Origin of the sequence: Phytohabitans flavus, from assembly GCF_011764545.1 — a bacterium.
In the GTDB taxonomy this organism is placed as follows: Bacteria; Actinomycetota; Actinomycetes; order Mycobacteriales; family Micromonosporaceae; genus Phytohabitans; species Phytohabitans flavus.
Window position 1 is genome coordinate 629,758 of record NZ_AP022870.1, and the last position, 21,212, is coordinate 650,969.

Genomic DNA, 21,212 nt, shown 5'->3' on the forward strand with positions numbered 1-21,212 from the left:
CGCGAGTGATCTACCTCACGTTCGCCCTTCGATCCCACACCTGCAACACGCTGTACACAACCCCGATGCGCGAAGTAAACCGTTACGGGGCGAGGCCAGGTCAGGGTCGAAAGACCGTTATCGTGAGACCGCCATGGCGAAGATCTTCCGTGTAGACGCTCGGACGGCACTCGGTTCCGCCGTCGAGCCCATTGCCCGTGCCCTGCTCCGGCTGGGCATCACGCCAAACACCGTGACGGTGGCCGGCACGATCGGCGTGCTCATCGGCTCCATCGGGTTCGCCGCGCGCGGACAGTTCCTGATCGCCCTCGTGGTCATCGTGGTGTTCGCATTGACGGACTTCCTCGACGGCACGATGGCGCGGATGAAGGGCGGGTCCACCCGCTTCGGCGCGTTCCTCGACTCGTCGATGGACCGGGTCGCCGACGCCGGCATCTTCGCGTCGGTCGCCTACTACCTGGCCACCCAGGACGATCGCTGGGGCATGGTCGCCGCCCTGCTTTGCCTGACCGTCGGGCAGCTCGTGTCGTACGTCAAGGCGCGCGCCGAGGGCCTCGGCATGACCTGCAACGTCGGCATCGCCGAGCGGCCCGAGCGGCTGATCACGGTCGGCGTGGGCGGGCTGCTCCACATCATCGGGCTGGAGTGGGCGCTGGTGGCGGCGCTGTGGGTCCTCGCGGTGCTCTCCGTGATCACGGTGGGGCAGCGCATCGCACACGTGTACAAGCAAGCGCAAACCAAGGCATGAACGGCGCCGAGCTCGGCTACGCCGCCGGCTGGCGGGTGGTCCGGGCCGTGCCCCGGCCGGTCGCGGCGGCGGTCTTCCGGGCGGGTGCCGACTGGGCGGCACGCAAGCGCGGGAAGGGCACCACCCGCCTCGCCGACAACCTGCGCCGCGTGGTGGGGCCGGACGTCCCGGAGGGCGAGCTCGACGATCTGGTACGGCGAGGGCTGCGCTCGTACGCCCGGTACTGGATGGAGGCGTTCCAGCTGCCGTCCCGTTCGAAGGCGCAGGTCCTCGACGACTTCGCGCTCGACGGCGACGACTGGCTCGGCGCCGACGTCGAGTCCGGGCGGGGTGCGGTGATCGCGCTCCCGCACGCGGGCAACTGGGACGCGGCCGGCGCCTGGGTCGCGGCCAAGGGCTGGCCGATCGCCACGGTCGCCGAGCGGCTCAAGCCGGAAGCGCTCTACCAGCGGTTTCTCGCGTACCGTCGGGGTCTGGGCATGGAGATCATCCCCACCGACGGGGGTGAGCGGCCACCGTTCGACGAGCTTGTCGAGCGCCTCGGCAAGGGGTACGTCGTGCCGCTGCTGGCCGACCGCGACCTCTCCGCCCGCGGGGTGGAGGTGACGTTCTTCGGCGGCCGGGCGCGGATGCCCGCCGGACCCGCGCTGCTCGCGCTCCGCACCGGCGCACCGCTCTATACCGTCACCATGTGGTACGAGGCGGAGCGTGCCCGAGGCGCACTGGCCCGGATCGAGCCGCCTACCGACGACGGCCCGCTCGACAAGCGGGTGCGCGCGCTCACCCAGAAGGTGGCAGACGGGTTGGCCGCGGGTATAGCCAAACATCCGGAAGACTGGCACATGCTGCAACGACTGTGGCTGGACAGCCCGGCGACAGCGCGACTGGCGTGACGGGAGGGGGCACATGCGCGTCGGCATCGTGTGCCCGTACTCCTTGGACGTCCCCGGCGGCGTGCAGAACCACGTCATGGACCTCGCCGAGGCGCTGATCACGCTCGGGCACGAGGTGAGCGTGCTCGCGCCGGCCGACGAGGACGCGCCGCTCCCGCCGTACGTGGTGGCGGCCGGCCGCTCGGTGCCGCTGCCCTACAACGGGTCGGTGGCCCGGATCAGCTTCGGCCCGGTGTCGACCGCGCGGGTGCGGCGGTGGCTGGCCCGCGGCGACTTCGACGTGGTGCACGTCCACGAGCCGTTCACGCTGAGCCTGTCGATGCTCGCGGTGCTGTCCGCGGAGCGCCCGGTCGTGGCCACCTTTCACACGGCGATGACCCGGTCGCGGGCGATGGTCGCCGCCCAGGGCCTGCTCCAGCTCGTCCTGGAGCGCATCACCGCGCGCATCGCGGTCAGCGCGCTCGCCCGCAAGGTACAGGTCGAGCACGTGGGCGGCGGCGCCGTGGAGATCCCGAACGGGGTGGCGGTCGCCAAGTTCGCCGCTGCCGCGCCGCTGCCCGGATGGCCGGGAGAGGGCGGGGCGGTCGGGTTCCTCGGGCGGTTCACCGAGCCGCGGAAGGGTTTCGTGCTGCTCCGGGCCGCGTTCGCGGAGCTAGCCGCCGCCCGCCCCGGGCTGCGGCTGCTGGTGGCCGGGCCGGGGGAGCGGGACGAGCTGCTCGACGGGCTGCCGGCGGGACTGCACGACCGGGTGACGTACCTGGGGAAGGTGTCCGAGGAGGACAAGGCCCGGATGCTGCACAGCGTGGACGTGTACGTGGCGCCGAACACCGGCGGCGAGTCGTTCGGCATGATCCTGACCGAGGCGATGGCGGCCGGTACCGCGATCGTGGCCAGCGACCTCGACGCGTTCCGGCGGGTGCTGGACGGCGGGCGGGCCGGTGCGCTCTTCCCGGTCGGCGACGTAGCCGCGCTCCAGACCCGGGTCGGTGAGCTGCTGGACGACCCCGAGCGGCGGTCCGGGCTGGCCGAGGCGGCCCGCCAGGTGGTCACCGAGTTCGACTGGCCGATGGTCGCGGAGCGGGTGCTGGAGGTCTACGAGACAGCGATCGAGGCCACGGTCGGAAGGGTGATCGACGAGGAGCCGGTCTGACCCCTCTACCATGCGGTCATGTGGTGGGTCGTCGGCGTCGTCACCGTGGTGGTGCTGGCGTCGACGTACCTGACCTGGACCGCCAGCCGCGTCGACCGGCTGCACGCCCGGGCGGCGGCCGCGGCGAGGGCGCTCGACGCGCACCTGCTGCGGCGGGCGGCCGCGGCGGCCGTACTGGCGGAGGAGCGCGCGGCGATCGAGCTGTACGCGGCGGCCCGGATCGCCCTGGACGCCCCGGATCTGGCCACGGGGGCGCCGGACGGCGCCGGACGTGAGGCCGCGGAGAACGACCTCACCCGCCAGCTGCGGGCCATCTCGCTCGGCCCGGACGCCGAGGCGCTGGTGGCGGCCAGCCGGCGGCTCGCGGTGGCCCGGCAGGTCTACACCGACCTGGTACGGGACGCGCTGTCGGTGCGCCGGCGACCCACGGTGCGGCTGTTGCGGATGACGCGGCGGCACCCCGAGCCGGAGTACTTCGATATCGACGACCCTATATTGGCGCCGGTATCTGTGACGCCGGTCTCGCCCCTGTCCTGAGCAGGCCACCTTGGGGGCGATTGGCTGTGGGAGCCGGCCTGAATCGGCACTAAACTGCAGGTCATGGCCGAGATCACTGCCCCGCCAAGCGCGCCCGCCACCGGTACCGCCCGCGTCAAGCGCGGCATGGCCGAGATGCTCAAGGGCGGCGTCATCATGGACGTGGTCACCCCCGAGCAAGCCAAGATAGCTGAGGACGCCGGCGCGGTCGCGGTCATGGCGCTGGAGCGGGTGCCAGCCGACATCCGGGCCCAGGGTGGCGTCTCCCGGATGAGCGACCCCGACATGATCGACGGCATCATCAGCGCCGTCTCGATCCCGGTGATGGCCAAGGCCCGCATCGGGCACTTCGTCGAGGCCCAGGTGCTCCAGGCGCTCGGCGTCGACTACGTCGACGAGTCCGAGGTGCTCACGCCCGCCGACTTCGCCAACCACATCGACAAGTGGGCGTTCACGGTCCCGTTCGTGTGCGGCGCCACCAACCTCGGCGAGGCGCTGCGCCGCATCACCGAGGGCGCCGCGATGATCCGCTCGAAGGGCGAGGCGGGCACCGGTGACGTCTCCAACGCGACCACCCACATGCGCAAGATCCGGGGCGAGATCAAGCGGCTCACGTCGCTGCCCGAGGACGAGCTGTACGTGGCGGCCAAGGAGCTCCAGGCGCCGTACGAGCTGGTCCGCGAGGTGGCGCAGGCGGGCAAGCTGCCGGTCGTGCTCTTCACCGCGGGCGGCATCGCCACCCCCGCCGACGCCGCGATGATGATGCAGCTCGGCGCCGAGGGCGTCTTCGTCGGCTCGGGCATCTTCAAGTCCGGCAACCCGGCCCAGCGCGCCGCCGCGATCGTCAAGGCCACCACCTTCCACGACGACCCCGACGTGATCGCCAAGGTCTCGCGCGGTCTCGGCGAGGCGATGGTCGGCATCAACGTCGACGAGATCCCGCAGCCGCACCGTCTGGCGGAGCGCGGTTGGTGAGTGCGAGGAGTGAGGGAGCGCTAGCGACCGAGCCCCGCAGTCGCGAAGGAAAGGTGGCAGGGTGAAGATCGGCGTCTTCGCGCTACAGGGCGACGTACGTGAGCATGTGCGGGCGTTGTCGTCCTGTGGGGCTGACGCGTCGCCGGTGCGGCGCCCCGAGGAGCTGGAGGCCGTCGACGCGCTGGTCATCCCCGGCGGCGAGTCCACCACGATGAGCAAGCTGGCCGTCGAGTTCGGCCTGCTGGAGCCGATCCGCAAGCGCATCGCCGGCGGCATGCCCGCGTACGGCTCCTGCGCCGGCATGATCATGTTGGCCGAGCACGTGCTCGACGGCCGCCCCGACCAGCAGTCCTTCGGCGGCATCGACATGACTGTGCGGCGCAATGCGTTCGGGCGGCAGGTCGACTCGTTCGAGGGCCCGGTCACGCTCAGCGCGTTCGACGATCCGTTCCACGCGGTCTTCATCCGGGCACCGTGGGTCGAGAGCGTCGGCGAGGGGGTAGAGGTACTTGGGCGCGCCGCCGGTAGGATTGTCGCGGTTCGGCAGGGCACTCTGCTCGCCACCGCCTTCCACCCGGAGCTGACCGGCGACCTCAGGGTCCACCGCGACTTCGTGGAAATGGTGCGCGCGGGGCTTAACGTGACGGAGGGGTAATGTCCGGCCACTCAAAGTGGGCGACAACCAAGCACAAGAAGGCGGTCATCGACGCCAAGCGCGGCAAGCTCTTCGCCCGCCTCATCAAGAACGTCGAGGTGGCAGCGCGCACGGGCGGCGGCGATCCGGCCGGCAACCCCACGCTCTTCGACGCCATCCAGAAGGCGAAGAAGAATTCGGTACCCAACGACAACATCGACCGCGCCGTCAAGCGCGGCTCCGGCCTGGAGGCCGGCGGCGCCGACTGGCAGACGGTGATGTACGAGGGGTACGGGCCGAACGGGGTCGCCATCCTCATCGAGTGCCTGACCGACAACCGCAACCGCGCGGCGACCGAGGTGCGCACCGCCCTGACCCGCAACGGCGGCTCGCTCGCCGACGCCGGCTCGGTGTCGTACATGTTCAGTCGCAAGGGCGTGGTCATCGTGCCGAAGACCCCGGGCGACCTGAGCGAGGACGACGTGCTCGGTGCCGTGCTGGACGCCGGCGCCGAGGAGGTCAACGACCTGGGCGAGGCGTTCGAGGTGGTCAGCGAGCCGAGCGACCTCGTCGGGGTCCGCACGGCCCTCCAGGACGGCGGCATCGAGTACGAGTCGGCCGAGTCCTCCTTCGTCCCGTCGGTAAACGTGCAGCTGGACGAGGAAGGCGCCCGCAAGATCTTCAAGCTGATCGACGTGCTCGAAGACTGCGACGACGTGCAGAACGTGTACGCGAACTTCGACGTATCCGACGAGGTAATGGCCGCCGTCGGCTGAGCCGATTTTTGGGGTCTACCGCCCAACTCGTCCGGCCCTATTTTGGCGAGAGGAGGTGACCATGACCGATACGTCACTCAAGAAGGACACAGAGCCGGAGCTCGACGAGGAGCTTCTCGAAGAGGCGATGCGCCAGGTCGGCGCGACGTCCCGCAACGAAGCTCTGAACATCGCGCTGCGCGACTTGGTGATGGCCAAGCGAGCCATCCGCCGGCAGGCGCTGGAAGAACTTCGCCAGATGTCCAGGGAAGGCGCGTTCAACTACGAGCTCCTTGAGGAGCTCGATCGATGAGGTATCTGGCTGACACGAGCGCTTTGGTCCGCATCGATCGCGAACAGGTCGATCCGGAGTGGGCCGATGTAGTGGGACAGGCTCGGATCGCTGTATGCGAGCCCGTGCTCGCGGAGACGCTGACGTTGGCGGATGCGAAGCAGTATGCCGGCGCGGAGGAGAAGCTCAGTCCACCTATCCCTGGGTTCCGGTGGCCGACAACGTATGGGAACTCGTCGCGGTGATCCGGCGTGATCTTGCTACGCGAAGCGCACACCAGGGTGTATCGGTGGCCGACTATGTGGTGGCTGCCACGGCGATTCGGTTGAAGCTTGTACTTCTGCACGAAGACGGCGACTTCGAGACGATCGCTCGATTCGTTCCCGAGCTCAAGCAGCAGCGGATCAGCACCCTGCCCTGACCCGGCGTCTTTGGCGAACGAGGGCGGGCAAAAGGGGCAAACCAGCTAGGGTCGGGGTCGTGTCGACGATCAGGCCGGTGTTGGCCGGATGCCTCGTGCTTGCCCTCGTCGCCGCCGCCTGCGACGACAGCGGTGAGGCCGCTCCCTCGGGCAGCCCGACCGCCGCCGCACCCTCGGCCCACGGCGGCGTGCCCACCGCCGTCAACGTCTACGCCGCCGCCGGGCCCGGCATGCTCAGCGACGCCGTGCGCGGGCACCGCGAGCTTGTCTACGTCCCCAACACCAACAGCAACGACGTCTACGTGATCGACCCGAAGACGTACAAGGTGGTGAACAAGTTCTACGGCGGGCCGGAGCCGCAGCACGTCGTACCCAGTCACGACCTCCGTACCCTCTACGTCGCCTCCGACGAGGTACCGACGGGCGGGCTGGTGCCGATCGACCCGCGGACCGGGAAGTCCGGCAAGCTGATCAATGTGCAGGACGTGTACAACCTGTACTTCACGCCGGACGGCAAGCAGGCGATCGTGGTCGCCGAGGCGTACAAGCGGCTGGATTTCTACGACCCCACCACGTGGCGGCGTACCAAGTCGCTGAACTTTCCCGAGTGCGCAGGCATCAACCACATGGACTTCTCGGCCGATCTCAAGACGATGCTGGTGAGCTGCGAGTTCGCCAACCGCATGATCGTGCTGGACGGGGCGTCGCACAAGAAGGTGCGGCAGTTCGACCTCGACGTGTCGTCGCACGGCATGCCGCAGGACGTACGGCTCACGCCGAACGGGCAGCACTTCCTGGTCGCCGACATGCACGCGAACGGGGTCTACGTCTTCGACGCCGCCGCCACCAAACGCACCGGCTTCATCCCGACCGGCAACGGGACGCACGGCATCTACTTCAGCCGGGACGGTGCCCGCGCGTTCATCTCCAACCGCGGCGAGGGTTCCATCACCGTGCTCGACACCAACACGCTCAAGCCAATCACCAAGTGGCAGCTTCCGGGCGGAGGTAGTCCGGATATGGGTGGCGTCTCGGCGGATGGCGCGGTGTTGTGGCTTTCCGGGCGGTACGACAACGAGGTCTACGCGATAAGCACAAAGGACGGTCGGCTCCTCGCCCGCATCCCGGTGGGCGACGGGCCGCACGGCCTCACGGTCTGGCCCCAGCCCGGCCGGTACTCGCTCGGCCACACCGGCAACATCCGCTGAGGCTCAGGCGATCACGTACTCCACTTCGGGGCGGCCCGGTCCGCCGTACCGCGAGGCCCGCGCCACCCGGCCGGTCTCCGCGAGATGCTCCAGGTAGCGGCGGGCGGTGACCCGCAGCGCCTCGGTCAGCCCGCGTATCGAGTCCAGTTCGCCGGGGGTTGGGCTTGGACCGCGGGCCCGGCAGCGCGGGTCGGGGATCTCGGCGAGCGCCAGCGAGCCGCCGACCCGCGCGGTGCCCGCGGGAGCAAACGGTCTGTGACTGACGCGGACCGGGGAAAATAGCCACCTCGACCAAATCGGATCTGAACCCGAGCCCGAAGGCTCTCTAGCCTGGACGGTATGGATCTTGTGGAGGCGCAGGGGTTGTGGGATGCCGAGCCGGGCTGGCTCAACACCGCGAGCTACGGGCTCCCGCCCCGCCCGTCGTGGGAGGCGTTGCAGCAGGCGCTGGGCGACTGGCGCGCCGGCCGTACCTCCTGGGAAGGGTGGGGTAACGCGACCGGCCTGGCCCGCGAAGCCATCGCCCGGATCATGGCCGTGCCCGCCACCGACGTGGCCGCGGGCGCGACGGTGTCCCAGGTGCTCGCGCCCGTCGCCGCCGCCCTGCCGGACGGGGCGCGGGTGCTGGTGCCGGAGATCGAGTTCACCTCGAACCTCTTCCCGTGGCTGGCCCAGGAGGCGCGGGGTGTGCGGGTCCGCACCGTGCCCGCCGACAAGCTGGCCGGCGCGGTCGACGCGGACACCGACCTTGTCGCGTTCAGCCTGGTGCAGTCGTCGGACGGCACGGTCGCCGCGTACGACGAGATCGTGGCCGCCGCCCGCGCACACGGTGCCCTCGTCGTGGTGGACGCGACGCAGGGCTGCGGGTGGGTGCCGTTCGACGCCGGGCAGGCGGACGCGGTGGCCGCATCCACGTACAAGTGGCTGATGGGGCCGCGCGGCCTCACCTTCGCCTATCTCGCCCCAGAGCTGCGCAAACGGCTCACGCCTTCGCAGGCCGGGTGGTTCGCGGGGGAGGACGTGCACGCCTCGTACTACGGGCCGCCGCTGCGGCTGGCGTCGGACGCGCGGCGGTTCGACATCTCGCCGGCGTGGTTCAGCTGTGTGGGTGCGGTGCCGTCGCTGGAGCTGATCGAGCGGATCGGCGTGGCCGAGATCGGCGCGCACAACATCGCTCTGGCCAACCGCTTCCTCGCCGGGCTCGGCCGCCCGCCGGGCGCCAGCGCGATCGTGACCGTCGACGTGCCGGGCGCCGAGGAACGCCTGCGTAAGGCAGGTGTCCGCGCGGCGGTTAGGGCTGGCCGGGTGCGGGCATCCTTCCACGTGTATTCCACGGAGGCGGACGTCGACATGGCCCTCGACGCGCTCGTGTGACGGCCCCCACTTTTAGATACGAGACGGTTCCGTATCGCTTTGACGCGGCGTAACGTCTGCTGAGTAGAAATACGAGACCGTTCCGTATCGGGGGGAGCACGTCAAGGTGCAACCGCAAGTCAACACCGGACACCCCAGGCGCTGGGCCATCCTGGGTGTCCTCGTCGTCAGCCTCCTCGTGGTGGTCCTCGACAACACCGTGCTCAATGTCGCGTTGCGTACGCTCGCCGACCCAGTGCACGGTCTCGGGGCCAGCCAGGGAGAGCTGGAGTGGTCGATCAACTCGTACACGCTGGTCTTCGCCGGCCTCCTCTTCACCGCCGGCGTGCTCGGCGACCGGTTCGGTCGCAAGCGCATGCTGAGCATCGGACTCGCGATCTTCGGGGTGGCATCGCTGCTGTCCGCGTACGCGCAGTCCGCCGACCAGCTGATCTGGGCCCGCGCGCTGATGGGGCTCGGCGGCGCGGCGATCATGCCGGTAACACTGTCGATCATCTCGAACGTCTTCGACCCGCGTGAGCGCGCCCGCGCCATCGCGATCTGGTCCGGCTCGGTCGGCCTCGCGATCGCGATCGGCCCGATCCTGGGCGGCGCTCTGCTGGAGAACTTCTGGTGGGGCTCGGTCTTCCTGATCAACGTGCCCGTCGTCGTGGCCGGCCTCATCGCGGTCGCCGTGATGGTGCCCGAGTCGCGCGACCCGCGCCCAGGAAAGATCGACATCGTCGGCGTACTGCTGTCCGTCGTGGGCCTCGTCGCCCTGTCGTACGGCATCATCGACGGTGGCGAGCACGGCTTCGGCCGGCCGATCGTCTGGGCGGGCATCCTGGGTGGCCTCGCGGTCCTCGCGGCCTTCGTGGCGTACGAGCGCCGCATCGAGTTCCCGTCCCTGGACGTTCGCCTCTTCAAGGTGCCGCAGTTCGCGGCTCCGGTGGCGCTGATCGGCCTGGTGTTCTTCGCCGCCATGGGCGTGTTCTTCTTCAGCGCCTTCTACATCCAGCTGGTACGCGGCTTCAGCCCGCTGGAGACCGGCCTGATGATGCTGCCGTTCGCGGTGGCGCAGATGGCCTTCGCACCGCGCAGCGCGACGATGGTCAAGCGGTACGGCGCCAAGACCGTCTCCGCGGTCGGCCTGGCCCTCACCGCGATCGGGATGGGCGGTTTCGCCTTCCTGGGTGTGGACACGCCGATCTGGGTGGTGTTGGGGCTCTTCTTCATCCAGGGCATCGGTATGGCCAACATCATGCCGCCGGCGATGGAGTCGATCATGTCGTCGCTGCCCCGGGAGAAGGCCGGCGTCGGCTCGGCGGTCTCCAACACCGTCCGCCAGGTGGCCGGCGCGCTCGGCGTCGCCATCCTCGGCTCGGTGCTGGCCGGCGTCTACCGCGACCAGGTGGGCAGCGCCGCCGAGGCGCTTCCCGGCCCGGCCGGAGACGCGGTGCGGGAGTCGATCTCCGGGGCGTACGGCGCGGCCGAGCGGCTCGGCCCGGCCGGTGGCGCGGTGATCAACGCGGCCAACGAGGCCTTCGTGACCGCCATGCACTGGACCGCCGGGATCGGTGCGATCGTCGCCGCGCTCGGTGTGCTCATGGTGGTGCGGTGGATGCCGGGCAAGGCGGCGGAGGAGCCGCGGGCGGCCGAGGCACACGCCACCGAGCCGGAATTGGCACCTGCGTCCTAGGATCGGCGAGGATGCATGCTATGAGCACGGAAAGTACTGCCGTCGAGAGTGCTCCGCGGTCGCCTGGGCGGCCGCGGAGCACCCGCGCGGACGAGGCGATCATGGAGGCGGTGCTCGATCTGCTCGCCGAGGGCAGCACGATCGAGTCGCTGTCCATCGAGGCGATCGCGGCCAAGGCGGGCGTGGGCAAGGCCACCATCTACCGGCGGTGGTCGGGCAAGCAGGCGCTGCTGGTCGACGCGATCCGCAGGCTCAAGGGGCAGCCGTCGACGCCCAAGGGGGAGTCGGTCCGCGAGGACCTGCTGATCCTGGCGCGCGGTGTGGGGCGCAACCCCGACCCTCGCGCGTCCAAGATCATGCCGTGCCTGGTGCCGGAGGTGCACCGCAGCCCCGAGCAGTACGCGGTCTACCAGGAGATCGTGCAGCCCCGGCGGGAGCTGACCCGCGAGGTGCTGCGCCGCGGCGTGCAGACCGGCGAGCTCCGGGCCGACCTCGACGTCGAGCTGGCTACGCTGCTGCTCACCGGGCCAGTGCTCCTGCAGAAGATCTTCAAGTGGAACCCCGACATCGACGAGACGGACCTGCCCGAGCGGGTCGTCGACACGGTGCTGGCCGGCCTGGCCCCGCGGCCCTGAGCCTAGGTCGGGCGCAAGGTCGCATACCGGTGTTGTATGCGGCCTTACGCCCGGCGCCGCCGGCGCGGCCCGTGTGTCTTCGCCGGGCCGCGCCGCGCACCCGCTAGTGTGTCGAACACACGTACGTGGTCGGTAGCGGGAGGGGGTCGCGCGTGCGCGTGCTCGGCGTCGACCCGGGGCTGACCCGGTGCGGGGTCGGCGTCGTGGAGGGCGTGCCCGGCCGGCCGTGCACCCTGGTGGCGTACTACGTGATCTACACCGACCCCGGTGACGACCTCGCCCTGCGCCTGCTCCACCTCGACCGCTCGCTGGCCGAGCTCGTCGCCGAGCACCAGCCGCGCAGCGTGGCGGTGGAGCGGGTGTTCAGCCAGCACAACGTACGCACCGTGATGGGCACCGCGCAGGCCAGCGCGGTCGCGGTCCTCGCCGGTGCGCGGGCCGGGCTGCCGGTCAGCACATACACGCCGAGCGAGGTCAAGGCGGCCATCACCGGGTCGGGCCAGGCGGACAAGGCACAGGTCACGTCGATGGTGACCCGCCTGCTCAAGCTGGACGCGCCACCCCGCCCGGCGGACGCCGCCGACGCCCTCGCGCTGGCCATCTGTCACATCTGGCGCGGCGGTACGCGTTCAAAGCTGGCGGCCGCCGCGTCCCGCCACCGGGGAGGAAATAGATGATCGCCAGCGTGCGGGGGAGGGTCGCCGCGGTCTCGCCCGACGGCGCCGTGATCGAGGTGGGCGGGGTCGGCCTCGCCGTGCAGTGTGCGCCCGGCACGCTCGCCGGGCTGCGGCTGGGCGCCGAGGCCCGGCTCGCCACAAGCCTCGTCGTGCGGGAGGACTCGCTCACCCTGTACGGCTTCGCCGACGACGAGGAGAAGCTGCTCTTCGAGCTGCTACAGACCGCCAGCGGCGTCGGGCCCAGGCTGGCGCAGGCGGTGCTGGCCGTGCACTCCCCGGAGACGGTCCGGCGGGCGATCGCCACCGCCGACACCGCGACGCTGACCCGCGTGCCGGGCATCGGCAAGAAGGGCGCCGAGCGGCTGGTCCTGGAGCTGCGCGACCGCATCGGCCCGGTCGCGGTGGGCACCGACGAGACCGCCGGCGTGCTCGTCGGCGCCTGGCAGGAGCAGGTACGGCAGGGCCTTGTCGGGCTCGGCTGGACCGCGTCACAGGCCGACCAGGCGGTGGCCGCGGTGGCGGAGACCGTCGACGGCACCACGCCGCCGGTGCCCGTACTGCTCAAGCAGGCCATCCGCCTGCTCGGTAAGACCCGATGACCTCGTGCGGCCGCGCCGCCGGCCGGGAAGGCTGAGCGCATGGAAGCCGAAGGGATCGTCTCGGCCTACGCCAGCGACGCCGAACACGACGCCGAGGTCAGCGTCCGCCCGAAGCGCCTGGCCGACTTCATCGCCCAGCATCGCGTACGCGACCAGCTCGACCTGCTGCTGCGCGGCGCGATGGGCCGCGGCACCCCGCCCGACCACATCCTGCTGTCCGGGCCGCCCGGCTTGGGTAAGACGACCCTGGCCAACATCGTGGCGGCCGAGCTGGGCGTGGGGATCCGGGTGACGAGCGGGCCGGCGATCGAGCGTTCCGGTGACCTGGCCGCGATCGTGACCAGCCTCGTCGAGGGGGACGTGCTCTTCATCGACGAGATCCACCGGATCGCGAAGCCGGCCGAGGAGCTGCTCTACAGCGCCATGGAGGACTTCCGGGTCGACGTGGTGGTCGGCAAGGGCCCGGGGGCCACCGCAATCCCGCTCGACGTCGAGCCGTTCACGCTGGTCGGCGCCACCACGCGGTCGGGGTTGCTGACCGGGCCGATGCGCGACAGGTTCGGCTTCGTCGCGCACCTCGACTTCTACTCCGCGGACGACCTGCGCACGCTGCTGCACAGGTCGGCGCGCATCCTCGGGGTGCCGATCACCGAGGAGGGTGCCGTCGAGATCGCCGGGCGGTCGCGGGGCACGCCGCGGATCGCCAACCGGCTGCTGCGCCGGGTGCGGGACTTCGCCGAGGTCCGGGCCGACGGCGTGGTCAACCTGGAGACGGCCCGGGCGGCCCTCCAGGTGTACGACGTGGACGGCCTCGGCCTCGACCGGCTCGACCGGGCGGTGCTGACCGCGCTGGTGGAGTCGTTCCGGGGCGGGCCGGTGGGGCTCTCCACGCTCGCGGTCGCGGTCGGGGAGCAGCCCGACACCGTGGAGGAGGTGTGCGAGCCGTTCCTGGTGCGTGCAGGACTGCTAGCGCGTACGCCCCGTGGTCGCGTCGCTACCGAAGCCGCTTGGCGTCACCTAGGAATAAGTCCGCCAAATGGTACGTTCGGCTCAGGTGTCAATCCGACACCCGACCTGTTTTCGGCCGAGCCATAGTCAACCCTGGATATCCCGTGATCTGAACGTGATCTGTGCCAAGTTCGGTGTTCACAGGGACAGGGATTAGACTTCGCCGCGGTCCGTACAGGACGTGAGTTCATGCCTGCGCTCCGGTGCCCCCGCGCCGGGAGTGGGTCCACTTGGAAGGTCATCTATCGTGTATCTGGCGGCAAACTCCGGCGGCGGCGCCGGCAGCTTCATGCCGATCCTCATGATCGTCCTGCTGTTCGGCGTCATGTACTTCATGATGATCCGCCCGCAGCAGAAGCGCCGTCGCGAGGCGGAGCACATGCAGTCGAGCCTGGGCCCCGGTGCCGAGGTGGTGACGATCGGCGGCCTCTACGGCCACGTGGTGAACGTCGACGACGAGACGGTCACGCTCGAGGTCGCGCCCGGCGTGCACAACCGCTACGCCCGCCCCGCCATCGCCCGTGTCGTGAGCGGCGGCGAGCCGCAGGACGTCCCGGCGGCCGAGAAGGTCGTCGACGAGGCCGACGCCAAGGACTGATCCCCCGCTGAGCGGGCGGCGCCCCCACATCGCCCGTTCGACCCTGCCCACAAGCCGCCGGCGCGCCCGGTCGGTACACATCGACACCGCACAGGAGACCCGAAGCCGTGGCACCACCTCAGGGACAGATGCGCCCAGGGCGGCAGCTGGCAGTACTCGGCCTGCTCTTCGTCGTCCTCTACCTCCTGGTCTTCCTCGGCGGTAGCGGCAGTATCAGGGATCGGCTGGAGCCCAAGCTCGGCCTCGACCTCATCGGCGGCAGCCGGGTGACCTACACGGCCACCACGGCGGACGGCCAGGCACCCCAGGCCGACCAGCTCGAAGAGGCCCGCCAGATCATCGAGAGCCGGGCGAACGCCTACGGCGTCTCCGAGGCCGAGGTGGTGACCGAGGGCGACAAGAACATCGTGGTCTCGCTGGCCGGCGAGAGCGATGACGCTCTGGCCAACCTCGGGCAGGCGGCCGAGCTGCGGTTCCGCAAGGTCATCAAGGCCACAGCCGACATGGGGGCGATCCCGCCGGCCCCCACCGCGAGCGCGGCGCCGTCCGGCACCCCGGGGCCACGCCGTCCGCCACGGGCGCGGCGGCCACGCCGACCCCGGGTGCTTCGGCGACCGGCGGCGGTCAGGGTGGCGGCGCGCCGGCTCCCTCGGCGTCCGCCACGGCGACGCCGGCGCCCACGCCGAGTGCCACCGGCACCCCCGCACCGAGCGAGACCGGCAACGCCGCGCCGAGCGGGGACACGACCCGTACCCCGGAGCAGCTCCTGGCCGACGCCAAGGCGAAGGTCGGCGACGCGGCCTGGGCCGCGGCGAGCGCGCTGGAGGCTCCGCCGGACCTGAGCACCAACCCGGCGGCCGCGCAGCAGTTCGAGGGGTTCAGCAAGCTCGACGCGCGCGAGGTGGCGGTCCTCGACCCCAAGATGCAGTACAACGTGCCGTCGATCAGCTGCGCCCAGCTCGACAGCCGCCCGGCGGGCTCGATCCAGGCGGCGGACAAGCAGGCGGTCTCCTGTGAGGTCTCGCAGAAGCTCTTCCTCGACGTGGCGAAGGTGCTCGGTACCGACGTCTCGGACGCCAGCGGCGTGCTCGACCAGCAGGGCGGCGACTGGGTCGTCTCGCTCGACTTCACCGGCGACGGCCAGAAGAAGTGGACCGCGCTGACCCGCGAGGCGTACGAGAACACGGGCGGTGCCTGCGACGCCTCCGCGCTCGGCGACCAGGGCAAGTGCCGCGTCGCCGTGGTGCTCGACAACGAGGTGATCTCCTCGCCGGAGATCCAGGGCGTGCTGACCGGCGACTCGCAGATCACCGGCAGCTTCAACTCCAAGACGGCCAACGAGCTCGCCGGCAAGCTCCGCTACGGCGCGCTGCCGCTGACCTTCACCCAGAACGAGGTGCAGAACGTCTCCGCGACGCTCGGCACCGAGCACCTGAAGGCCGGCCTCCTCGCCGCGGGCATCGGCATGCTGCTGGTCATCATCTACTCGTTCTTCTACTACCGCCTGCTCGGCACGGTGATCTTCCTGAGCCTGGTCCTGTCCGGCCTGCTGGTGTTCGGCGCGCTGATCGTGCTGGGCCGGAACATCGGGTACACGCTCAACCTCGCCGGAATCGCGGGCTTCATCGTGTCGCTCGGTGTGGCGGCGGACTCGTTCGTCATCTACTTCGAGCGCCTCAAGGACGAGATACGCGAGGGTCGAAGTCCGCGCAGCGCGGTGCCGCGCGCGTGGGCCCGTGCCCGCCGCACGATCATCTCGGCCAACGCGATCACGCTCATGGCGGCCGTGGTCCTCTACATCGTGTCGGTCGGCACGGTGAAGGGCTTCGCGTTCGCCCTCGGCCTCGCGACCGTGCTCGACCTCGTGGTCGTGTTCCTCTTCCGGCATCCGATCATGGCGATGTTCGCGTCGACCCGCGCGTTCCTCTCGCCGCGGGTCAGCGGTCTTGGACGGGTTCTGGAGAAGGACCCCACCGACCAGCCGGCCAAGCCCCGCAACCCGCGCGTGAAGGAGGCGTGACGCCATGAGCGGTATCGCTACCCGGCTTTACAAGGGCGAAGCCGACCTCAACATCGTCGCCAAGCGCAAGATCTGGTTCACCGTCGCGGCAGTGGCCGTGCTGATCGCGTTGGCCAGCTTCGTCGTGCGCGGCTTCACGCTGGGCATCGAGTTCTCCGGCGGCAACGAGTTCCAGGTGCCGGCCTCGGTGGGGACGCTCCAGCACGCGGAGGAGACGGTCGAGGAGGCGCTCGCCTCGGCGCCCAACCCGGCCGGCGAGCCGCTGCGTGTGGCCTCCACCCAGCAGGTCGGCGGCGGTGAGGGTACCTACCTCATCCGTACGTCGGAGATGGAGCCGGAGCAGTCCGAGGCGGTCAAGCAGCATCTCGTCGAGGCGTTCGGCATCCCGGCCAGCGAGATCAGCAACAGCCGGGTGAGCGGCGCGTGGGGTGCGCAGGTGACCGAGCGAGCGGTGCTCGGCCTGCTCATCTTCATCGCGGTCGTGATGCTGTACCTGATCGTCCGGTTCGAGTGGCGGATGGCCGCCGCCGCGGTCTCCTCGCTCCTGTTCGACCTGGTGCTCACCGCCGGCGTGTATTCGCTGGTCGGCTTCGAGATCACCCCGTCGACGATCATCGGTTTCCTCACGATCCTCGGCTTCGCGCTGTACGACGTGGTGGTGGTGTTCGACAAGGTCCAGGAGAACACCCGAGGCATCACGGCGAGCAGCACGCAGACGTACGAGGAGGCGGCCAACCTCGCGGTCAACCAGACGCTGATGCGGTCGATCAACACCGGCCTCGTCGCGCTGCTGCCCGTCGGTGGTCTGCTCTTCATCGGTGCCGGTCTGCTCGGCGCGGGTACGCTCCGCGACCTCGGCCTGGTGCTCTTCGTGGGTATGGGCATCGCGGTGTACTCGTCGATCTTCTTCGCGACGCCGGTGCTGACCACGCTGAAGCGCTTCGAGCCGAAGTACCAGGCGCACACCCAGCGGGTGCTGGCCCGCCGCGCGGCGATCGCCCGCGGCGACGTCGCGCCGAAGGCACCGCGTTCGCCGAAGCAGCCGGCGCCGGCCGCCGAGCCGCGCGACGACGCCGAGCTGGCCGCCTTGGCCGGGGCAGCGCCGAAGGTGGGTGCCCGGCCGGCCGCCAAGCGACCGTCCGGCAACCGGGGCGGTCGATCCGGTAGCCGGCCGCGTGGCGGCAAGCGTCACTGACGAACCAGCTGTCCGAGGGGCGTTCCGGAGTCGGGAAGATCGGCTCGCGGGGCGCCCCTCGACCATGACCGAAGGAGCGCGCGTTGTCTGACCTCGCGGAGATCGTGGCGAGCCACATCGTCGATGTCCCGGACTTTCCCAAGCAGGGCATCCTCTTCAAGGACCTGACCCCGCTGTTCTCGGACGGGCCGGCGTTCCGCGAGGTCGTCGACGGGATCGTGGCCCACTACGGGCAAGCTCGTTCGACGTGGTGGCCGGCATCGAGGCGCGCGGTTTCGTGATCGCCGCCGCCATCGCGTACGCCACCGGCGTCGGCGTGGTGCCGGTGCGCAAGGCGGGCAAGCTGCCCCGCGCGACGCACCGCGCCTCGTACGAGCTTGAGTACGGCGAGGCCGCGCTGGAGGTGCACACGGACGCCTTCGCACCGGGGGAGCGGGTGCTGGTGGTCGACGACGTGTTGGCTACAGGCGGTACCGCCGCCACCACGCTCGACCTCGTGGAGCGCGCCGGGGGAACAGTCGCCGGGTTCACCGTGTTGTTGGAGTTGTCTTTCTTGCCAGCCCGAGAGCGGTTGGCACCACGCGAGGTTCATGCGCTCCTGACCGTCTAAGAGGCGGTTTGGCCGGGTGCCTGAATGGGTCTCTTGGCTGGTCTGACGGGTAGGATTGCCTTCCGCGACCGGCCAGGAACGGTGTGGCGTGGGTAGCGGTTGTGGCGCCGGCCGGATACGGTCGGTGTCATTCCCCGGCGAGGGTGAGGAGGCCGGTGTCTCAGGACGTCGCCCATTCAGTGGAGGGCAGCGTGCATCCGACTGGCGAGGCGCAGCCCGCTCAGGAGGAGGCGGCGACAGCTGCCAGCAGCGCACCTACCGCGGCCGTCAATGGCGGCACGGAGGGCGCTGGCGTAGTCGTGCCTTTTCCTCCGGTGGAGGCCGCCACCTATGACGACCACGACGACGAGCCGACCGAGCCGACGACCACGTCGGGTTGGGCCGGCGCGCCGACCGGTCGCCGAGTGCGGGCACGGCTGGCCCGCTTCAACGCGCCCTGGCAGACCCCGCAGGTCAGCGAGGTGCTGGAGCCGCTGATCGCCACGCACCGCGCGTGCCACCCCAAGGCGGACGCGCGGCTGCTGCAGCGCGCCTTCGACGTGGCCGCCCGCTGGCACTCGGGGCAGTACCGCAAGTCCGGCGACCCGTACATCACGCACCCGCTCGCCGTGGCCACGATCCTGGCCAACCTAGGCATGGACACCACCACGCTGGTGGCCGCGCTGCTGCACGACACGATCGAGGACACCGACTACAACCTCGACGACATGCGGGTCGACTTCGGCGGCGAGGTGGCGCTGCTGGTCGACGGCGTGACCAAGCTCGACAAGGTCAAGCTCGGCGACGCGGCCAAGGCCGAGACGATCCGCAAGATGGTCGTCGCGATGGCCAAGGACCCGCGCGTGCTGGTCATCAAGCTCGCCGACCGCCTGCACAACATGCGTACGCTCACCTTCCTCCCGCGCCCCAAGCAGGAGCAGAAGGCCAAGGAGACGCTGGAGATCCTCGCCCCGCTGGCCCACCGCCTGGGCATGAATACGATCAAGTGGGAGCTTGAGGACCTCGCGTTCGGCACGCTGTTCCCGAAGCGGTTCGAGGAGATCAACCGGCTGATCGGCGAGCACCAGCCGCAGCGGGACACGCTGCTGCGCCAGGTGACGCAGAAGGTGCAGCTGGACCTCAAGGCCGCGAAGATCAAGGCTGAGGTGACCGGGCGGCCCAAGCACCTGTACTCGATCTACCAGAAGATGATCGTGCGGGGTCGCGACTTCAACGACATCTACGACCTGATCGGCGTCCGGATCCTGGTCGACACGGTGCGCGACTGCTACGCGGCGTTGGGGGTCATCCACGCCAACTGGCAGCCGGTGCCGGGCCGGTTCAAGGACTACATCGCGATGCCGAAGTTCAACATGTACCAGTCGCTGCACACCACCGTGATCGGCCCGACCGGCAAGCCGGTGGAGATGCAGATCCGCACGCTGGGCATGCACCGCACGGCGGAGTTCGGCATCGCCGCGCACTGGAAGTACAAGGAGCAGAAGGGCGCCACGATCGTCGGGCCGCCGGCCCACATCGACGAGATGACGTGGCTGCGGCAGCTGCTCGACTGGCAGCGGGAGGCGGCCGACCCGAGCGAGTTCCTGGACGCGCTGCGGTTCGACCTCTCCAGCCAGGAGGTGTATGTCTTTACGCCCAAGGGCGACGTGATCCCGCTGCCGACGGGCTCGACGCCGGTCGACTTCGCGTATGCGGTGCACACCGAGGTCGGGCACAAGTGCATCGGCGCTCGGGTCAACGGCAAGCTTGTGCCGCTGGAGTCGACGCTGTCCAACGGCGACGTGATCGAGATCTTCACGTCCAAGTCGGAGACGGCCGGCCCCTCGCAGGACTGGCTCGGCTTCGTCAAGAGCCCCCGCGCGCGGACGAAGATCCGGCAGTACTTCAACAAGGAGCGGCGCGAGGAGGCGATCGAGGCCGGCAAGGAGTCGATCGTCAAGGCGATGCGCCGGCAGGGCCTTCCGCTGACCCGGATGCTCACCACCGAAGCGCTGATGGCGATCGCCCGCGACCTGCACCTGCCCGACGTGGCCTCGCTGTACGCGGCGGTGGGGGAGAGCCAGGTCTCGGCCCAGTCGGTGGTGCAGCGCCTGGTCGCCGGCTACGGCGGCGAGGAGGGCGCGGTCGAGGACATCGCCGAGACCGCCGTCGCCACCCGGCCGCCGAGGGCCCGCCAGACCGTCCAAGACCCGGGCGTGGTGGTCCGTGGCGTGAGCGACGTCTGGATCAAGCTGGCCCGCTGCTGCACGCCGGTACCGGGCGACGCGGTGTTCGGCTTCGTGACCCGCTCTGGCGGCATCAGCGTCCACCGCGACGACTGTGCCAATGCCGAGGACCTCAAGGCGCAGACCGACCGGCTCGTCGAGGTGACCTGGAAGCCGACGTCGGCCTCCACGTTCCTGGTGGCGATCCAGGTCGAGGCCCTCGACCGGCACAAGCTGCTCGCCGACGTCACCAGGGTGCTCTCCGACGAGCGCGTCAACATCCTCTCGGCGACGGTCACCACGACCCGCGACCGGGTGGCGGTGAGCCGCTTCTCGTTCGAGATGGCCGACCCCAAGCACCTCGGCCACCTGCTGGCCGCGGTACGCAAGGTCGACGGCGTCTTCGACGCCTACCGCGTCACATCGGGCGCCTGACGCTCCTTCGCCCTCGGGCGGGTCTATTAAAGGAGATTGAGCTACCGCGACGTCCGCGGTGGTCCAGACCGCTGCTCCCGCGGCCTCACCCTCCGCGTGGTGTTGCGGTTACCCCATGCTGCGCCCAGCACGTCACTACCCGCCCGCCGACCCGCCGGCGGACACGGGCCGCTTCCCGTAGGGAATGGGTGCGCCGCTGATCCCGCAGCGACCGCGCGGACCGGCTGGTGTGCACGAGAGATCGTGGTATCGAACGGCCTCCAGAGGGGCAGTTCGATACCACGATCTGCCAGACGGCGGCCTGTTGTAGCGGTTGGGCCGGGGCGTGGACCTGGCAGTGAAGGTCGCGGTCGGCCGACCACAACCTGGGGGTGGGCTTGCCCAAACGCGGAGGGTGAGGCCGCGGGAGCGACGGTCCGGACCACCACGGGCGTCGCGGTAGCCCGACTTCCTTAGCGACCACAGGGTTCCCCGAAGGCGCGCCAATGGGTCCGTGGGCCGCAGGGGCTCGGGGGCTGGAAAGCGGCGTGGCGGGTGCCCGAAGGCACCCGCCACGTGTGTTGCTT

At 70.2% G+C, this 21,212-nt stretch carries 19 protein-coding genes and 2 pseudogenes; all 21 read left to right on the forward strand.

The window, feature by feature from the left end:
• Nucleotides 1–133: 133 nt before the first annotated feature.
• The 21 genes and pseudogenes from pgsA to Pflav_RS02905 all read left to right on the forward strand — a co-directional run bounded on the left by pgsA (nt 134) and on the right by Pflav_RS02905 (nt 20,646).
• Complete coding sequence (gene pgsA / locus Pflav_RS02805) at nt 134–748, forward strand: phosphatidylinositol phosphate synthase (RefSeq protein WP_173033517.1); 615 nt, start codon at nt 134–136, stop codon at nt 746–748.
• Entirely contained in the window at nt 745–1,641 is an 897-nt protein-coding gene (locus Pflav_RS02810) for a phosphatidylinositol mannoside acyltransferase (RefSeq protein ID WP_173033519.1), read from the forward strand. Before pgsA ends, Pflav_RS02810 begins: the two co-directional genes overlap by 4 nt.
• Nucleotides 1,642–1,654: 13 nt before the next feature.
• Entirely contained in the window at nt 1,655–2,791 is a 1,137-nt protein-coding gene (locus tag Pflav_RS02815; protein WP_173033521.1) for a glycosyltransferase family 4 protein, read from the forward strand.
• Between the two features lie 18 nt (nt 2,792–2,809).
• The gene (locus Pflav_RS02820; protein ID WP_173033523.1) at nt 2,810–3,328 is read left to right on the forward strand and encodes a hypothetical protein; all 519 of its coding nucleotides are present in this window, start codon (nt 2,810–2,812) and stop codon (nt 3,326–3,328) included.
• A gap of 63 nt (nt 3,329–3,391) precedes the next feature.
• Nucleotides 3,392–4,303, forward strand: coding sequence for a pyridoxal 5'-phosphate synthase lyase subunit PdxS (pdxS, locus tag Pflav_RS02825; protein ID WP_173033525.1), 912 nt, complete (start codon nt 3,392–3,394; stop codon nt 4,301–4,303).
• Between the two features lie 61 nt (nt 4,304–4,364).
• Nucleotides 4,365–4,958 carry a pyridoxal 5'-phosphate synthase glutaminase subunit PdxT gene (pdxT, locus tag Pflav_RS02830; protein ID WP_173033527.1) on the forward strand — a complete coding sequence of 198 codons (594 nt, stop codon included), beginning with the start codon at nt 4,365–4,367 and terminating at the stop codon, nt 4,956–4,958.
• A complete protein-coding gene (locus Pflav_RS02835) occupies nt 4,958–5,713 on the forward strand; it encodes a YebC/PmpR family DNA-binding transcriptional regulator (RefSeq protein ID WP_173033529.1) in 756 nt (251 codons plus the stop codon). The genes pdxT and Pflav_RS02835 overlap by 1 nt, the downstream gene beginning before the upstream one ends.
• 61 nt (nt 5,714–5,774) lie before the next feature.
• Complete coding sequence (locus Pflav_RS02840; RefSeq protein WP_173033532.1) at nt 5,775–6,005, forward strand: type II toxin-antitoxin system VapB family antitoxin; 231 nt, start codon at nt 5,775–5,777, stop codon at nt 6,003–6,005.
• Between the two features lie 190 nt (nt 6,006–6,195).
• Nucleotides 6,196–6,405, forward strand: a complete 210-nt coding sequence (locus tag Pflav_RS02845) for a PIN domain-containing protein (RefSeq protein ID WP_173033534.1) — start codon at nt 6,196–6,198, stop codon at nt 6,403–6,405.
• A gap of 59 nt (nt 6,406–6,464) precedes the next feature.
• A complete protein-coding gene (locus Pflav_RS02850) occupies nt 6,465–7,613 on the forward strand; it encodes a YncE family protein (protein WP_232070951.1) in 1,149 nt (382 codons plus the stop codon).
• Nucleotides 7,614–7,952: 339 nt separating this feature from the next.
• A complete protein-coding gene (locus tag Pflav_RS02855; protein WP_173033536.1) occupies nt 7,953–8,987 on the forward strand; it encodes an aminotransferase class V-fold PLP-dependent enzyme in 1,035 nt (344 codons plus the stop codon).
• 106 nt (nt 8,988–9,093) lie between these two features.
• Nucleotides 9,094–10,665 (forward strand): MFS transporter, encoded by a 1,572-nt coding sequence (locus tag Pflav_RS02860; RefSeq protein ID WP_173033538.1) that lies wholly within the window; start codon nt 9,094–9,096, stop codon nt 10,663–10,665.
• Between the two features lie 20 nt (nt 10,666–10,685).
• Nucleotides 10,686–11,300 carry a TetR/AcrR family transcriptional regulator gene (locus Pflav_RS02865; protein ID WP_173033540.1) on the forward strand — a complete coding sequence of 205 codons (615 nt, stop codon included), beginning with the start codon at nt 10,686–10,688 and terminating at the stop codon, nt 11,298–11,300.
• 152 nt (nt 11,301–11,452) lie between these two features.
• Nucleotides 11,453–11,977 (forward strand): crossover junction endodeoxyribonuclease RuvC, encoded by a 525-nt coding sequence (gene ruvC / locus Pflav_RS02870; RefSeq protein ID WP_173033542.1) that lies wholly within the window; start codon nt 11,453–11,455, stop codon nt 11,975–11,977.
• A complete protein-coding gene (ruvA, locus tag Pflav_RS02875; RefSeq protein WP_173033544.1) occupies nt 11,974–12,576 on the forward strand; it encodes a Holliday junction branch migration protein RuvA in 603 nt (200 codons plus the stop codon). Before ruvC ends, ruvA begins: the two co-directional genes overlap by 4 nt.
• A 39-nt stretch (nt 12,577–12,615) precedes the next feature.
• Complete coding sequence (ruvB, locus tag Pflav_RS02880) at nt 12,616–13,671, forward strand: Holliday junction branch migration DNA helicase RuvB (RefSeq protein ID WP_173033546.1); 1,056 nt, start codon at nt 12,616–12,618, stop codon at nt 13,669–13,671.
• A gap of 202 nt (nt 13,672–13,873) precedes the next feature.
• Nucleotides 13,874–14,182, forward strand: coding sequence for a preprotein translocase subunit YajC (yajC, locus tag Pflav_RS02885; protein WP_232072604.1), 309 nt, complete (start codon nt 13,874–13,876; stop codon nt 14,180–14,182).
• A 107-nt stretch (nt 14,183–14,289) separates the two neighbouring features.
• Nucleotides 14,290–16,202 (forward strand): annotated as a pseudogene (gene secD, locus Pflav_RS02890) (protein translocase subunit SecD).
• Nucleotides 16,203–16,206: 4 nt separating this feature from the next.
• On the forward strand, nt 16,207–17,397 hold the full coding sequence (gene secF, locus Pflav_RS02895) for a protein translocase subunit SecF (protein WP_173033548.1): 1,191 nt from the start codon (nt 16,207–16,209) through the stop codon (nt 17,395–17,397).
• 83 nt (nt 17,398–17,480) lie between these two features.
• Nucleotides 17,481–18,007, forward strand: a pseudogene (locus Pflav_RS02900) (adenine phosphoribosyltransferase).
• Nucleotides 18,008–18,198: 191 nt separating this feature from the next.
• Nucleotides 18,199–20,646, forward strand: coding sequence for a RelA/SpoT family protein (locus Pflav_RS02905; RefSeq protein ID WP_415624303.1), 2,448 nt, complete (start codon nt 18,199–18,201; stop codon nt 20,644–20,646).
• Nucleotides 20,647–21,212: the final 566 nt, after the last annotated feature.

Bases quoted from the DNA above. Each gene is read 5' to 3' on its own strand.
- Pflav_RS02815 (WP_173033521.1), top strand. From the start codon at position 1,655: ATGCGCGTCGGCATCGTGTGCCCGTACTCCTTGGACGTCCCCGGCGGC.
- Pflav_RS02840 (WP_173033532.1), top strand. From the start codon at position 5,775: ATGACCGATACGTCACTCAAGAAGGACACAGAGCCGGAGCTCGACGAG.
- Pflav_RS02865 (WP_173033540.1), top strand. From the start codon at position 10,686: ATGAGCACGGAAAGTACTGCCGTCGAGAGTGCTCCGCGGTCGCCTGGG.
- pgsA (WP_173033517.1), top strand. From the start codon at position 134: ATGGCGAAGATCTTCCGTGTAGACGCTCGGACGGCACTCGGTTCCGCC.
- pdxS (WP_173033525.1), top strand. From the start codon at position 3,392: ATGGCCGAGATCACTGCCCCGCCAAGCGCGCCCGCCACCGGTACCGCC.
- Pflav_RS02855 (WP_173033536.1), top strand. From the start codon at position 7,953: ATGGATCTTGTGGAGGCGCAGGGGTTGTGGGATGCCGAGCCGGGCTGG.
- Pflav_RS02810 (WP_173033519.1), top strand. From the start codon at position 745: ATGAACGGCGCCGAGCTCGGCTACGCCGCCGGCTGGCGGGTGGTCCGG.
- Pflav_RS02835 (WP_173033529.1), top strand. From the start codon at position 4,958: ATGTCCGGCCACTCAAAGTGGGCGACAACCAAGCACAAGAAGGCGGTC.
- secF (WP_173033548.1), top strand. From the start codon at position 16,207: ATGAGCGGTATCGCTACCCGGCTTTACAAGGGCGAAGCCGACCTCAAC.
- ruvA (WP_173033544.1), top strand. From the start codon at position 11,974: ATGATCGCCAGCGTGCGGGGGAGGGTCGCCGCGGTCTCGCCCGACGGC.
- yajC (WP_232072604.1), top strand. From the start codon at position 13,874: ATGCCGATCCTCATGATCGTCCTGCTGTTCGGCGTCATGTACTTCATG.
- ruvB (WP_173033546.1), top strand. From the start codon at position 12,616: ATGGAAGCCGAAGGGATCGTCTCGGCCTACGCCAGCGACGCCGAACAC.
- Pflav_RS02820 (WP_173033523.1), top strand. From the start codon at position 2,810: ATGTGGTGGGTCGTCGGCGTCGTCACCGTGGTGGTGCTGGCGTCGACG.